Genomic DNA, 13,534 nt, shown 5'->3' with positions numbered 1-13,534 from the left:
GGTTTTTAAAGCTTTAGAATCCTAATCCAACTTTAACTCCAAGCACGATTAATATCACGCCTAACAACTTATCAATAATCACCTGTAACTTAAAATAACGACGTTGGACAATTTGGGTTTGGAAGACGAATACTACCATCGGCCACCAAATTGCAGCTTCAAGCCAGATTATAAAAGCAACTACCAGTTTATCTACTATCGTTGAGCTGGCATTAAGTAGTTGAGTAAAGATAGCTAGAAAAAACAGCGTGGCTTTTGGATTAAGTAAATTACATAATAGCCCTTGCATAAACGCAGATTTGGCTGTGACATCCAGTTCCTGCGTTTGTTTGGAAACATAGGCGGTGCCACTGCTTTTGGCTAGTAACGCTTTAACGCCAATCCATAACAAATAAGCGGCACCGGCATAACGTAATGCATTATAGAGCCAAGGGGTGGCGGTGATTAATACAGCAATGCCTGCCACACAGTAACTCATATGAATGGCGATAGCACTAATTACTCCTAAACAGGTCATTAATGCTATTTTTCGGTTATAGCTTAAACTATTTTTTAAGACCAGAAAAAAATCTGGCCCGGGTGATATCATGCCTAAACAACTAATGGTTATGACCAAAATTAAGGTATCGACTGTCATTTTTGCTCTTGTGCTGCATTGTTTAACGTGGCGATGTTTGATTTATGTTGTTCGATAAATTGCTTTTTATCGAAGTTTTCACCAATTAAGTAATCAGTTAAGAATTTTGCATTCGTTTTAATTTGTGCACCATTCAAAATCATTCTTGGTAAGTCGATTTGGTAAATGGTTTGGTTGGATGATTTTTGTAAATCATCACTATTCGCATTGGTTAATAAGTACAATTTGCGTTCTTTTTCCGACAATTTTTTAACGGTTTCGGTACCCGCACCCATCATTAAATGGTCAGGGAAGATATAAAATACGGTATTGTCTAGTAAACCTTGCTCTTTTAGGTGGTTAATAAATTGCCCTAAATTGTAATCGAGAGATGCGGCTACAAAAGACATGTTGTCATGCTTTGGGCTAATAACAAAGGTCATGCGTTCATCGTTAAAGCCATTTGGTGCATGGGTTGAGACGGTCGAAACAAATAGCGCAAATGGTTTGTCATTATTTTTCATCTCTTGTATTTGCTGTTCGGCGATGTCTAATATATCTTTATCATATAACCCAAATGGCGCATTTGGGTATTTGCCTGGATAGTTTTTTTCAGATACCACTTGCATTCCAACTACTTCTGCTGTGTGGCCAATGCTCGCAAATTCAGGACCAGCCATAACGTAACGAGTTTGGTAGCCCGCTTGTTTTAATACATCACCTAAAGTGACTAATTTAGTCGAGTTAGCGTTTTTTAAAGGCGATGTTGAATGCTCACCAATTAAAAATGGTACACCGGTCATATAAGTGTACATTGAGGCGGTTGTCCAGGTACTACCTGCACTCATTGGCATATTTGGATAAAAGGTATATTGTTGCTTTAGCTGTCTTAAATTAGGCGTAATATCAGCAAAATCTAAAAATCCTTGCTCGAAAGATTCTAACGATAACACAATAATATTTTTGCCTTTTTGACTGTTTAACTGTGATTTGGCAACATAATCATTCATATTGAGCGTTTGTAATGCTTGTTCAAAGGTTGCTTTTGGCGCACAGGTGACTTGATAGATTTCATAGAGGCGACTAATTGGACCATTATGATAACTAATTGAAGCAATTGCGATGACAGCAAACGATAAGCGCCATAACAATCGGCATTTATTGCGAAATAAGTTGGCTAATTTACTAATTATAAAAACTAATCCTAAAAAGACTACAATCACTAATACAGCCTGTAACTTGAAGATAAATAATCCTTCAATAATGTCATTCACATTTAAATTCACGTAAAACTGATAATCAATAAATCCACCACTAAAATAGATAGAGGTGAGTTCCATAACAATGATGACGGTCATTAAGACAATGGTGAGCAGTTGCCATTTTTTTTGTTTAAACAAAGAAGCTAAGGTAATAGTTAAGATAAAAAGTGGTAATACGATTAAAGTCGAAAACGGCATAGTTAATGATACTCAGATTTTCTTAAAACGGGAATATTGCATCAGTATATACGTTTTGATCAGAAAAATAAAAACCGTAGATTGCAAGGTAATATTAATGCATTGATTTTATTATATGTAACAAGCTTAATGATAATTATTATTGTTTGTTGTTGATAATTGAAAGCATTAGCAATAAGATAGCAACAATTATTTTATTTCCTAAAGCTGAAAGGTTTATGCTATGTTGTTACGTAGATTTGCCATTGTTTTGCTATTATCTTGTTTTTCCTATAGCTATGCTGATGTCACTTTACCGGCCCCACAAAAGAAAGAGGGTATGGGATTATTTGATAGTCTTAAAAAGCGTGCTTCAACGCCGGGTGGAGGATTTCCAACAGGTATGGTGTCTGACGATGAGCTTTCAAGTGTACTTTGGGCAGCCAGTGGCTTAAATCGAGGTAAAAACGGTTGGACAGTACCAATGGCAAGTGGTAAACCGCCTTATGTTCGCCTGTATGTTGCAAGTGAAAAGGGAACCTTTATATACGAGTGGGAAGGGCACTATCTTCGTGAGATCAATAATCAAGATATTCGTGGCGACATCGGTAAACAAAGTTTTACTAAACGTGCACCTTATATTTTTATTTTTGTGTCTGATGGTGACAATCTTAAAGATTATGATACCCAACAAGCCAATGATTTTAGTCAAATTGCTGTTGGCGCAATGAGCCAAAATGTTTATTTGTCGGCGACAGCATTAAAACTCAGCACACGTTATATCCATTCAATCAATCCTGAATTTATTAGTCAATCATTACAATTGCCAGAAAACAGCAAACCAATAGGGATTATGTTGTTAGGAAAATAAAGGAGTAGGAAGTGAAAAGGTATTTAACTTTAGTTGTTCTACTAATTGCAAGTTTAGCTGTTTTTAGTTCCCCTTCTTATGCAGCCGAAAAGAAATATGAAAGCTGGAATGCAATTATTGATGAGATGGATATCATTTTGAATGATGCCTACAACATCTATTTTATGAAAGACGTCGAAGGTGCTAAAGCCCGTGTTAACAATGCTTACTTTGGATTTTACGAAAAGCATGGCGTTGAGCGCGCAGTGATGTCTTATATTTCAGGTAAGCGCGGTACTGATACTGAATACCAGTTTGCAAAAATTAAACGATTAATGACACAAAATGCGCCGAATAAAACGGTGCGAGCAGAAATTGACGTTATTTTAAAAATGCTCCATGAAGATGCCAACGAGTTAGATGGTAAAAAAGAGAGTGGTTGGAGTGTATTTTTAGCGTCGTTTATCATCATTTTCCGTGAAGGGTTAGAAGCGATATTGGTTATCGCGGCTATTTCTGCCTATCTTGTTCGCTCAAATAATAAACCGATGCTTAAAGTCGTTTATCTTAGCAGTTTGTTTGCGGTGTTCGCTAGTATTTTAGCGGCGATAGCGTTACATACAATTGTGGGATTAAGCGGTGCCAACCAAGAAATTATGGAAGGTTGCGCCATGTTATTGGCAACGGTAATGCTGTTCTTTATTAGTAATTGGATGCTGTCTAAGTCAGAATCCATAGCATGGAAAAACTATGTCGAAGGTAAGGTCCAAAATGCGGTTTCTACAGGCAGTAGTTTTGCTCTAGGATTTGCTGCCTTTTTAGCAGTATTTCGTGAAGGCGCAGAAACTATCATCTTCTATCAAGCCATGTTAGCAGATGCTAATGAGCATATGGATATGGTGTGGTATGGTTTGGGCGTGGGAATGATTGTATTAGCGTTTGTGTTTGTTATTATTCGCTTTGGTACGGTTAAATTGCCACTTAAACCGTTCTTTATTTGTACCAGTGCCTTAATGTATCTGATGGCGATTGCGTTTGCTGGTGGTGGTGTAAAAGAGTTGCAAGAAGCTGATATTATTCAGGTTACACCGGTCGATTTTGTTCATTCGGTTGAGATATTGGGTATCTATCCAACAGTTGAAACATTACTACCACAGTTGTTCATGGTAGTGGCAGTGATAGGGTCGATTATCTATTCCACAAAATATAAAAAGAAATAATTAATATAAAACATTAAAAACGATTAATGATTAGTGATAAATCGTAAATACATTGGTAGTAAATTGTTATTGACTAGTCATGATTTTATTGATTAGTGATCAAAAGTGAAAAACAAAATTAAGGAGTTTTCAATGAAAAAACTATTAGTCTCTGCTGGTATTTCATCAATACTTGCACTTTCTTCAATGGCTTATGCTGCTGCACCTGCACCAGGTGAAGAAAAAGGCTTCGAAGAGTTTCCAATTGGTGATGAAGTAACTGTTGGTCCTTTACATATTGGTGCAGTTTATTTCCAACCTGTTGATATGGAACCTGCTGGTATGGGTGGTTTACCTGCTTCAAAATCTGATATGCATATTGAAGCTGATATTTCAGCGGCTGAAGGTAATAACTTAGGTTTTGGTACTGGTGATTTCGTGCCTTACTTAACTGTAAAATATAAAATCCAAAAAGAAGGCAGTGATAAAGCTATCGAAGGTACTTTTATGCCTATGAATGCTTCAGATGGTCCTCACTATGGTAACAATATTAAGTTAGATGGTGCAGGTAAATACAAAGTAACATTTACTATCGAAAACCCTGAAAAACAAGGTTATTTATTACATGTTGATAAAGAAACTGGCGTTGAAGGTCGTTTCTGGACTAAACCAATTGAAGTTTCTTGGGACTTTAACTATATCCCTCATGCATGGTAATAATTATTTTTAATTGAATTAAATTAATAAATAATTAGTTGTAATATTGGCGAGTATAACAGCTCGCCAATAGACGTTGTAATTTTTAGGCAATTATTATGCTCCAATATCTTATCAAAATTACCGATAATACTTTTATACCTGTGATCATGTTTGCATTACTTAGTGCGACAGTTATTCAATTAAGTAAAAAACATCTTATCATCGGTTTTGTATTGGGCATGATAGCCGCGTTTATTTATGCAATATTAAAACGAAATACGGGTATTGCAGTTCGTGAATTTTATGATCTTGGTACCAATGTTGCTTGGTGCATCATTGTTGTTCCATTGCTTATTAGTTTATTTTTTAAAAAATCTCAAGCTCTCAATATTTTATTAATAGTGATTGCTACCGGAATTATCACCTCACAAAGCCTACCGAATATTTTGCTTTACCCATTTGAATTTGATGTTGGCATGGACTCAATTTTCAATAATGATTATCTGTTTAAATGGGTGGGTTACGGTTTTGCTTTATTCGTTTGTATTTTAATTGGATTGTTTGTTTATCGGCTTTGTACAAGGTTTTCAACTCGATTTGTAATTGCCATTACATCGCTAGCCATTATTTTCTTTACTGCACAAAATGCAATTAACTTACTTCGAATCCTAATTGTGAGACGGTTTATCTCGCCACAAAAGTGGATGATGGATTTAGTGACTTCCGTTTTAGATCATGTCAATTTGTTTACCTTTATCTTTATTGTATTGGTGCTAGTACTAAGTATTTTGTTATACATTAAATCCAAAACTACCTCCTTAGTCGGCAGTAATCCTGCCCAAGTGCGTAAATTGAAAGCAAGTTTACGCAGGGATCGTCGGACCTCATTATTATTAATGGCGGGCATTGCTATCACCGCTTACACCGTTACTCGTGCGCGCTATATTTTTGAAAAAGGGGTGGAATTAACCCCGGCTGAGCCAGTAACACCTAATGCCGATGGTTTGATTGTAATCCCATTAGATAAAGTCAATGATGGCAATCTGCATCGTTATGGTTACAAAGCAACGGATGGAACATTAATCAGATTTATTGTAATAAAGAAAAGTGAAAATGCTTATGGTGTTGGCTTTGATGCTTGTGACATCTGTGGTGCAAGTGGTTACTATCAGCGCGGTAATCAAGTTGTCTGCATTTTGTGTGATGTGGTGATGAACATTGCCACGATTGGTTTTTCTGGTGGCTGTAATCCTGTCCCGCTCAAATACGAAATTTTAGATGGCAATATGATTATTCGACCTACTCATCTTGAAGCAGAAAAGAGCCGCTTTAAGTAGACGGTATAAAAAGGAAGAAAATATGTTTCGTAGAATGTTACTTAGCGTGTTAGTTCGTCAAAAAAAGAAGCTATTTTTAATTGCTTTAACCGTTGCTTTAGGTGTTTCACTTGCGACTGCCATGTTAAATGTGATGTTTGATGTTGGTGACAAAGTTAACCAAGAGTTAAAAGCCTATGGCGCTAACTTAAGCATTGTGCCAAAAGGTGCGTCGATGGTTAATGAGTTATATCAGCTCGATGACAAACAAAACGCATATATTAAGCAAGATGATTTAGTCAAAATTAAAATGATTTTCTGGGCGTATAACATTGTTGATTTTGCCCCTTATTTAACCACCCAAGTTACGGTTAATGATAAACCGGTTACACTAGTTGGAACATGGTTTAATAAACATCTGACTATTCCAACTGGTGACAAAGTTGATACTGGAATATTAGCCATGAAGTCATGGTGGTCGATTGAAGGCAACACCATGAAGGATGATAATTTGCAAGGCGTAATGGTGGGAGAAACTATTGCCAAGCAATTGAATCTTAAATTAGGTGATAATATTGAGATAACTTCAGCTACTAAAAAAACTACCCTAACTGTGAATAACATCTTTCATAGTGGTGGTGTTGAAGACAACGATCTTTATGTATCACTGCCAGTTGCTCAGTATATGGCGAACAAAGAAGGTTTGGTAGAACGGGTTGAAGTAAGTGCTCTCACCACTCCTGAAAACGATTTAGCCCGTAAAGCAGCACAAGATCCCAACAGCTTAACGCGAGCTGAGTGGGATAAATGGTATTGTACTGCTTACATCAGTTCGATCGCCTATCAATTAGAAGAATTAATGCCAGATATTCGAGTAAAAGCGATAATGCAAGTAGCTGAATCAGAAGGCTCTATTTTACAAAAAACACAATTATTAATGTTATTGCTGACAATTTTATCGTTAATCTGTTCGGCACTGGCGATATCTAACTTAGTTACTGCTAACGTGATTGAACGTAGCACTGAAATTGGCTTATTAAAAGCACTAGGCGCAACTAATACCTCAGTATCCATGTTGATTCTTAGCGAAATACTGATTATTGCATTATTTGGCGGTATGGCCGGCTATTTTATTGGTCTCGGCTTTGCACAAATTATTGGCCAGACGGTGTTTGGTTCGTTTGTTGAGCCTAAAATGATTATTGTTCCATTGGTATTAATTATGGTAAGCCTGATTACCTTATTAGGTAGCTTGCCAGCATTACGTATTATGATGTTTTTACGCCCAACCGATGTATTGCACGGACGATAAGCGAGGCTAAATAATGATGAATAGAAACCAACGTTTTATTTTAAAAACGATATTTAGCTCGCTAATTCGCCGTCGTTCTAGGATTATTATTGCTCTACTCGGCGTAGCAATTGGAGCGACAGTATTACTTGGTATGGTGACGCTTTGTTATGATATTCCAAGACAAATGGGACAAGAGTTCCGCTCTTATGGCGCAAATTTATTAATGATGCCAGCCAATAATCAACCTACCATATCAATGACTGAGGTGAAAAAAGCGGTTGATTTACTACCGAGAGATAAAGTACTAGGTGTCACACCTTTTCGTTATAACTCTATCCGCAGTAATCAACAACCCTATACCATCGTTGGCACACAATTTGATCAGGTCACCAAAACCAGTCCTTATTGGAAAATAGAAGGTGAATTACCTCAAAAAGCCAATGAAATTATAATCGGTACCGATATAGCCCAGTTTGCTAAACTTAGCATTGGTAGCACCATGCCGATTTCAGGAAAATCTAAAGAAAACTCTCGTTTTGATGAAGATTTAACTATTACTGGTATCGTGAAAACTGGCCGTGTTGAAGATAATTTTATCTTTATCGATCTTAGCGTTCTTGAAACGCTACTTGAAGAAAGCAATCAAGCTGAAGTAGTCGAAATTAGTATTACAGCAACCCAAGATGAGTTACAGCACTATATTCAAACCATTAAAGAACACTCCACCACGATCGAACCGCATCTTATAAAATGGGTAACGCAATCAGAAGCATCTGTGCTCGGTAAGCTATCATCTTTACTCTACCTAGTAACTTTAGTGGTGTTAATTTTGACTATGATCTGTGTGGCCACTACCATGATGACTGTAGTAATGGAGCGTCGCAAAGAGATAGGACTGAAAAAAGCCATCGGTGCAACCAATAGGAGTATTGCCAAAGAGTTTTTAGTAGAAGGGCTAATTTTAGGTATTATTGGTGGGGTGATTGGGGTTATTTGTGGTTTAATTTTTGCTCAAGTAATCAGCGCCAATGTATTTGGGCGCTCAATTGTCATTGAATTTTATTTGATACCAACAACGATTGTCATTTCGGCTGTGGTAACCATCATTGCGTGTTTGATTCCGGTAAAACGTGCACTTGAAGTTGAACCAGCATTAGTTTTACGTGGCGAATAGGATAGTAAAGTATGAATATGCTAGAAGTTAATAATGTTTCAAAGATCTATGGCTCTTTACATGCCTTGTCAGAAGTTAACTTAACCGTTGAAGAAGGTAAATGGCTATCCATTATGGGACCTTCAGGCAGTGGTAAAACCACGTTAATGAATATTATTGGTTGTATGGATAAACCGTCGCTGGGTTCAGTAATTCTAGATGGACAAGATATTACCCAACTTTCATTACCCCAACTAACGGAAATTCGGCGTGATAAAATCGGCTTAATCTTTCAACAATTTCACCTTGTATCTTATTTAACCGCATTAGAAAACGTGATGGTGGCACAATATTATCATAGCATGGTAGATGAAAAAGAAGCCTTACAAGCATTAGAGCGTGTGGGGCTTGCAGCGCGGGCCAAACATTTACCGCGTCAATTATCGGGGGGTGAACAACAACGCGTTTGTATTGCTAGGGCATTAATCAATTACCCAAAACTGATTTTAGCTGACGAGCCAACCGGTAATTTAGATGAAAGCAATGAAGCAATGGTCATGAACTTACTACATCAACTTCACGAAGAAGGAAGCACAATCATCGTTGTTACGCATTCACCGGAAGTATCAAAACATGCGCAAACAACGGTAGTTCTTGAACATGGTAAAGTAGCAAGTATTATCAATAATTAATGATTATAAGGTCTATATTTATGAAAAATCGCATTGTTTCATCTATACTATTTATCTTAATCGGAGCGTTACTTATTCTATTCCCGCTTTATATTTTACCCGTCTGCCCACTGCCGGATGTGCAATCTATGCCAGCCGATGCTATGCATTCTGCACCAATGGATGGGCACATGCACAATGCGGGTGGCAAAATCATGAAATGTTTTTGGACATCAAGGGCGGAAATTGGTATTGGTAGTTTAGTGATAGCCATTGGTGCCTTGGTATTACTTAGCCGTTCGTTATTTGTACGTATGGGATTAAGTATGGCTATAGCTTGTACTGCGGTCTTAGCAGCAGCGATTCCAACTATTTTAATTGGTGTATGTGGTAATGAAATGATGCGTTGCAATATGGGAGCTAAACCAGCATTGATATTATTGTCAGTAGTATTAGCGATTGTTGCTATTATCAATGTGATATATTTAAATAAACAAGCTAACCGCTAGTAACGGTTAGCAACTGATAAAAAGCATTAGTCAGCCTTAACACCAATTATAGAGAACTCAAACATGCAAGAAATAACTATAGCGAATTTAGCATGGCGAAATATCCAACGACGACCTTTTCGAAGTTGTTGCTTGATTATCATCATTATGCTTTTTTCCGCTACGCTATTTGGTGGTAGTGTATTGATGAAAAACCTAAGCTTAGGAATTTCAGGCATGGCTAATCGGTTAGGTGCGGACATTCTTATTGTGCCTTATGGTTATGAAAAAAATCTTGAAGTCGCCTTATTAAGAGGCGAACCAAGTAGCTTTTATCTAAAAGCTGACTTAATTGATAAAATCAAAGATATCAAAGGAATCGAAGCGGTCTCACCACAACTATTCATTGCTTCGTTAAGTGCTGGTTGTTGTACTTCTAAAGTTCAATTAATTGGTTTTGATCAGCAAAGTGATTTTGTAATCAAACCTTGGCTACAAACTCAGTTAGAGCAACCATTGCAAGACAATCAGGTCGTGGTAGGCAGCAAAATTACCTCAAATGTAGGTGATGAAATTAAATTTTTCAATCATCCCTTTAAAATTGCCGCTAAAATGGATAGCACAGGGATGGGCTTTGACACCTCAGTTTTTATGACCATTCCTGCTGCTCATTCGCTTATGAAAGAAGCCAATTTAATTGAAGGCGATACTGACCACTTTGCTAACTATGTGTCATCGATTTTTGTTAAAGTCGACCCTGACTATCAGTCTAAAGATATTGTTAATCAAATCATGCCCAAATATGCTATCGATTACAATATTGATTTTGTGATGACCAAAGGTATGTTAAGTAATATATCTAAATGGTTAAATGGCTTCTCAACTATTGTCTATAGCTTATCGGCAATATTTTGGGTGTTAGCGATTATTGTGATCTTTGTAATATTTTCCTCATCCCTTAATGAACGAAAACGCGAAATCAGCTTATTACGTATTCTAGGTGCATCGCGCAGTGATCTGGTTAAAATGTTACTGCGAGAATCCCTTATCATTAGTGCTTTAGGTGGCCTTGCAGGTATAGTGGTTGCTGGCGTATTAATTTATGCCTTCAGCTTATTGATATGCCAAACGATAGGTTTGCCATGTATGAATATTTCAATTACGGATGGATTAATTTATGCATTCATCGTATTTTTGCTGACATTAATTATTGGTCCGCTGTCTAGTATTTATTCAGCATTATCATTAACTAAGTTTGATACTTATCAAACATTAAGAGAGGGTGAATAATGTTATTGGATATCAAAAACCTTCGCAAAGATTACAAGCGCGGATCACAACACTTTTCAGCGGTGAATAATGTTAGTTTTTCAATGGCACAAAGTGACTTTATCAGCATTATGGGTAAATCAGGCAGTGGTAAAACGACGCTACTTAATATGATTGCTGGGTTGTTAACGCCTACTCAAGGTAAAATCACGATTAACGGCACCAATTTATTCGATCTTGATGACAAACAAGTATCGGCATTTCGTAATCAAAATATTGGTTACATTCCACAAGGCAGCAGTTTATTACCTAATTTAACTGCTCTGGAAAATATTCGCTTACCGTTTTCTTTAACGAAACGTGAAAACCAATCGAGCTTAAATTCTGCAATGGAACTGCTAGAAAAAGCCCAAATTAGTTATTTAAAAGATGCTTATCCAGCCAACATGTCAGGTGGTGAAATGCGTCGAATAGCTATTTTACGTGCACTAATTTGCCAGCCACAAATAGTCATTGCCGACGAACCCACCAGCGATCTTGACGATGAGAGTTCAACACAAATTATGGCATTATTAGCCGATATTCATCAACAAGGCACAGGACTCTTAATTGTTACTCATGATAGTGATGTAGCAAGTTATAGCCAAAAAATACTGAAAATGTCAGCGGGGCGGTTAATCGATTAAATTTGGCTCTGTCATTATCAGCAATTATAAAAACAGCGGATTACAGCCCATATCAATCATAATTTTATTTAACTTTATTAGCGGTAATCCGACTAAAGAATTTATATCATCGCCTTCAAGCTTATCGAAAAGAGTAATCCCTAACTCATCACATTTAAAACTGCCAGCACATTGTAGTGGCATCTCTTTAGTGATATAAGCGTCAATTTCTGCATCAGTTAACTGACGAAAGGTGACTTTAAACGGTTCACAAATCGTTTGAGATTGGCCTGTGTGAGTATTAATGACGGTCATTCCTGTATAAAAGTAAAACGCTTTGCCACTGCTATTTTTTAATTGTTGCTGGGCGTTTTCAATAGTGAGGGGTTTACATACAATCTTTCCATCTAAAACACCTACTTGGTCGGAACCAATAATTAAACTATCAGGATTGCTTGCCACCAATGACTGCGCTTTAGCATTAGCCAATCGTACCACCAGCTGCTGTGCACTTTCATTTGGTAGAGGTGTTTCATCACAAATCGGTGGCACACAATCGAAAGGAATAGCTAATTTTTCAAGTACTTTTTTACGTGATAGTGATGTTGATGCTAGGATAATTTTCATTTTAACTGTTCTTGTAAAATCCATGCGGAAGGATGAGCATTAAAACCAATATGACCATAATAATCGACTGCTTGAGGTGCTGCAAGCAAAGTAATTGCACATTGATTATCGGTATGAATTTGAATCTCTTTTATCAACTGTTTACCAATACCTGATTTTTGATAAGCTTCATCAACGGCTAAATCAGCTAAATAAGTTATGTAGACAAAGTCAGTTAAACAGCGGGCAATACCGACAAGTTTCTGATCATGCCATGCGGTAATGACTAAATTAGCATTATCTAACATTGCTTGAAAACGAGGTTCATCACTTATTGGTCGACGTTCCGCCAATGAGCAGCGAGAATATAATAATGTCGCTTGTTCTATACTGGGTTTGATGTCATGGCGATAAATAATATTATCCATAGTTGATCTCCATCATGATTTTGCAAAAAAGTTATTTCAATATTTTAAATTAGCGTTAGGATAACAATATTAGATTTAATTTAAAATTAACACCATCTTAAATTAATTAAGAAAGATAAGTTAAAATGAGGAGGCGGTATGTACAAAAAAATATTAGTTCCGATTGATGTCCTTGAAGATGAACTCACTCAAAAAGTGATCCCCCATGTTGAGTGTTTAGCGAAGTTATCCAATGCGCAAGTTATCTTTTTTCATACCTTACCGGTTGCATCGGCTATTGTAAATGCTTACTCATTTGGTTTTGATGAGTTTAAAGATCAAGCTACAGTACAAACAGAGCAATGGCTACATCGCTTGATTGACTCAATTAATTTACCAAAAGAAAATTTATCTTTTTCAATCGCGTTTGGTAATCCACGAGATGAGATCTTACATCTAGCGGAAGAGATTGAGCCCGATCTAATTATCATAGGATCTAGACGCCCAAATATCTCAACACATCTACTTGGATCAAATGCTTCTGGTGTAGTGAGAGGTGCACAAACATCAGTGCTAGTAGTACGTTAATTTTTATTTTTCTGATGTCCTCCAAAAGGACATCAGTTTTTGCTCAAAATCTTCAACCTTTTTTGATTTTAAAAAAGATTTTAAGCTCCAATATATTCACAAAAAGTAAGTGCTGGAAACCATAATAAAGAATTTATTTACTCCAAATAAGATTGTTGTGCAAAAGGCTGTCTTTTTATAAATTAGAGATAATTAATGGCATAATCTAGTATACGCGAAGACGGAATGATGGAGTAGGGGGTATGCCGTCATGATTTCTCGTGGGGCTTTCCTA

Annotated in this window: 15 protein-coding genes; 11 read left to right on the top strand and 4 right to left on the bottom strand. The window is 36.8% G+C overall.

What is annotated here, in order from left to right; translation table 11 throughout:
* Positions 1 to 13: 13 nt before the first annotated feature.
* Entirely contained in the window at positions 14 to 637 is a 624-nt protein-coding gene (locus J3U24_RS04410) for a LysE family transporter (protein WP_267337041.1), read from the bottom strand.
* The gene (locus J3U24_RS04405) at positions 634 to 2,076 is read right to left on the bottom strand and encodes an LTA synthase family protein (RefSeq protein WP_267337040.1); all 1,443 of its coding nucleotides are present in this window, start codon (positions 2,074 to 2,076) and stop codon (positions 634 to 636) included. Before J3U24_RS04405 ends, J3U24_RS04410 begins: the two co-directional genes overlap by 4 nt.
* Before the next feature lie 223 nt (positions 2,077 to 2,299).
* Between J3U24_RS04405 and J3U24_RS04400 the strand changes: the two genes are divergently transcribed.
* The 10 genes from J3U24_RS04400 to J3U24_RS04355 all read left to right on the top strand — a co-directional run bounded on the left by J3U24_RS04400 (position 2,300) and on the right by J3U24_RS04355 (position 11,680).
* On the top strand, positions 2,300 to 2,926 hold the full coding sequence (locus J3U24_RS04400) for a nitroreductase family protein (protein WP_065563570.1): 627 nt from the start codon (positions 2,300 to 2,302) through the stop codon (positions 2,924 to 2,926).
* Positions 2,927 to 2,937: 11 nt separating this feature from the next.
* Complete coding sequence (locus J3U24_RS04395) at positions 2,938 to 4,125, top strand: FTR1 family iron permease (protein ID WP_065563569.1); 1,188 nt, start codon at positions 2,938 to 2,940, stop codon at positions 4,123 to 4,125.
* Positions 4,126 to 4,257: 132 nt separating this feature from the next.
* Positions 4,258 to 4,821 (top strand): iron transporter, encoded by a 564-nt coding sequence (locus J3U24_RS04390; RefSeq protein WP_065734643.1) that lies wholly within the window; start codon positions 4,258 to 4,260, stop codon positions 4,819 to 4,821.
* Between the two features lie 98 nt (positions 4,822 to 4,919).
* A complete protein-coding gene (locus tag J3U24_RS04385; protein ID WP_267337039.1) occupies positions 4,920 to 6,140 on the top strand; it encodes a Fe-S-containing protein in 1,221 nt (406 codons plus the stop codon).
* 22 nt (positions 6,141 to 6,162) lie between these two features.
* Positions 6,163 to 7,431: an ABC transporter permease gene (locus tag J3U24_RS04380; protein ID WP_267330489.1), complete on the top strand. Its 1,269-nt coding sequence runs from the start codon at positions 6,163 to 6,165 to the stop codon at positions 7,429 to 7,431.
* A gap of 13 nt (positions 7,432 to 7,444) precedes the next feature.
* The gene (locus J3U24_RS04375) at positions 7,445 to 8,587 is read left to right on the top strand and encodes an ABC transporter permease (protein WP_267337038.1); all 1,143 of its coding nucleotides are present in this window, start codon (positions 7,445 to 7,447) and stop codon (positions 8,585 to 8,587) included.
* Between the two features lie 11 nt (positions 8,588 to 8,598).
* Complete coding sequence (locus tag J3U24_RS04370) at positions 8,599 to 9,258, top strand: ABC transporter ATP-binding protein (RefSeq protein ID WP_065563564.1); 660 nt, start codon at positions 8,599 to 8,601, stop codon at positions 9,256 to 9,258.
* 20 nt (positions 9,259 to 9,278) lie between these two features.
* On the top strand, positions 9,279 to 9,746 hold the full coding sequence (locus J3U24_RS04365) for a DUF4418 family protein (protein WP_065563563.1): 468 nt from the start codon (positions 9,279 to 9,281) through the stop codon (positions 9,744 to 9,746).
* Positions 9,747 to 9,809: 63 nt separating this feature from the next.
* A complete protein-coding gene (locus J3U24_RS04360; RefSeq protein WP_081299563.1) occupies positions 9,810 to 11,015 on the top strand; it encodes an ABC transporter permease in 1,206 nt (401 codons plus the stop codon).
* Positions 11,015 to 11,680 (top strand): ABC transporter ATP-binding protein, encoded by a 666-nt coding sequence (locus J3U24_RS04355; protein ID WP_267337035.1) that lies wholly within the window; start codon positions 11,015 to 11,017, stop codon positions 11,678 to 11,680. The genes J3U24_RS04360 and J3U24_RS04355 overlap by 1 nt, the downstream gene beginning before the upstream one ends.
* Before the next feature lie 24 nt (positions 11,681 to 11,704).
* Here the strand turns inward: J3U24_RS04355 and J3U24_RS04350 are convergent, their stop codons facing one another.
* Positions 11,705 to 12,286: a Maf family protein gene (locus J3U24_RS04350; RefSeq protein ID WP_267337034.1), complete on the bottom strand. Its 582-nt coding sequence runs from the start codon at positions 12,284 to 12,286 to the stop codon at positions 11,705 to 11,707.
* Positions 12,283 to 12,693: a GNAT family N-acetyltransferase gene (locus J3U24_RS04345; protein WP_267337033.1), complete on the bottom strand. Its 411-nt coding sequence runs from the start codon at positions 12,691 to 12,693 to the stop codon at positions 12,283 to 12,285. The genes J3U24_RS04350 and J3U24_RS04345 overlap by 4 nt, the downstream gene beginning before the upstream one ends.
* Before the next feature lie 138 nt (positions 12,694 to 12,831).
* On the opposite strand from J3U24_RS04345, the gene J3U24_RS04340 reads away from it, so the two are divergent.
* On the top strand, positions 12,832 to 13,260 hold the full coding sequence (locus J3U24_RS04340; RefSeq protein WP_065734636.1) for a universal stress protein: 429 nt from the start codon (positions 12,832 to 12,834) through the stop codon (positions 13,258 to 13,260).
* Positions 13,261 to 13,534 lie beyond the last annotated feature (274 nt).

The sequence above is a fragment of the Gilliamella sp. B2785 genome, from assembly GCF_026537005.1.
Lineage (GTDB): Bacteria > Pseudomonadota > Gammaproteobacteria > Enterobacterales > Orbaceae > Gilliamella > Gilliamella apicola_E.
Note: the sequence above shows the minus strand (reverse complement) of the source record. Positions and strands in the feature narration are given on the sequence as shown.

Excerpts from the sequence above, each read along its gene's own strand:
- J3U24_RS04410 (WP_267337041.1), bottom strand. The coding sequence starts at position 637 with ATGACAGTCGATACCTTAATTTTGGTCATAACCATTAGTTGTTTAGGC.
- J3U24_RS04405 (WP_267337040.1), bottom strand. The coding sequence starts at position 2,076 with ATGCCGTTTTCGACTTTAATCGTATTACCACTTTTTATCTTAACTATT.
- J3U24_RS04400 (WP_065563570.1), top strand. The coding sequence starts at position 2,300 with ATGTTGTTACGTAGATTTGCCATTGTTTTGCTATTATCTTGTTTTTCC.
- J3U24_RS04390 (WP_065734643.1), top strand. The coding sequence starts at position 4,258 with ATGAAAAAACTATTAGTCTCTGCTGGTATTTCATCAATACTTGCACTT.
- J3U24_RS04385 (WP_267337039.1), top strand. The coding sequence starts at position 4,920 with ATGCTCCAATATCTTATCAAAATTACCGATAATACTTTTATACCTGTG.
- J3U24_RS04380 (WP_267330489.1), top strand. The coding sequence starts at position 6,163 with ATGTTTCGTAGAATGTTACTTAGCGTGTTAGTTCGTCAAAAAAAGAAG.
- J3U24_RS04375 (WP_267337038.1), top strand. The coding sequence starts at position 7,445 with ATGATGAATAGAAACCAACGTTTTATTTTAAAAACGATATTTAGCTCG.
- J3U24_RS04370 (WP_065563564.1), top strand. The coding sequence starts at position 8,599 with ATGAATATGCTAGAAGTTAATAATGTTTCAAAGATCTATGGCTCTTTA.
- J3U24_RS04365 (WP_065563563.1), top strand. The coding sequence starts at position 9,279 with ATGAAAAATCGCATTGTTTCATCTATACTATTTATCTTAATCGGAGCG.
- J3U24_RS04360 (WP_081299563.1), top strand. The coding sequence starts at position 9,810 with ATGCAAGAAATAACTATAGCGAATTTAGCATGGCGAAATATCCAACGA.
- J3U24_RS04355 (WP_267337035.1), top strand. The coding sequence starts at position 11,015 with ATGTTATTGGATATCAAAAACCTTCGCAAAGATTACAAGCGCGGATCA.
- J3U24_RS04350 (WP_267337034.1), bottom strand. The coding sequence starts at position 12,286 with ATGAAAATTATCCTAGCATCAACATCACTATCACGTAAAAAAGTACTT.
- J3U24_RS04345 (WP_267337033.1), bottom strand. The coding sequence starts at position 12,693 with ATGGATAATATTATTTATCGCCATGACATCAAACCCAGTATAGAACAA.
- J3U24_RS04340 (WP_065734636.1), top strand. The coding sequence starts at position 12,832 with ATGTACAAAAAAATATTAGTTCCGATTGATGTCCTTGAAGATGAACTC.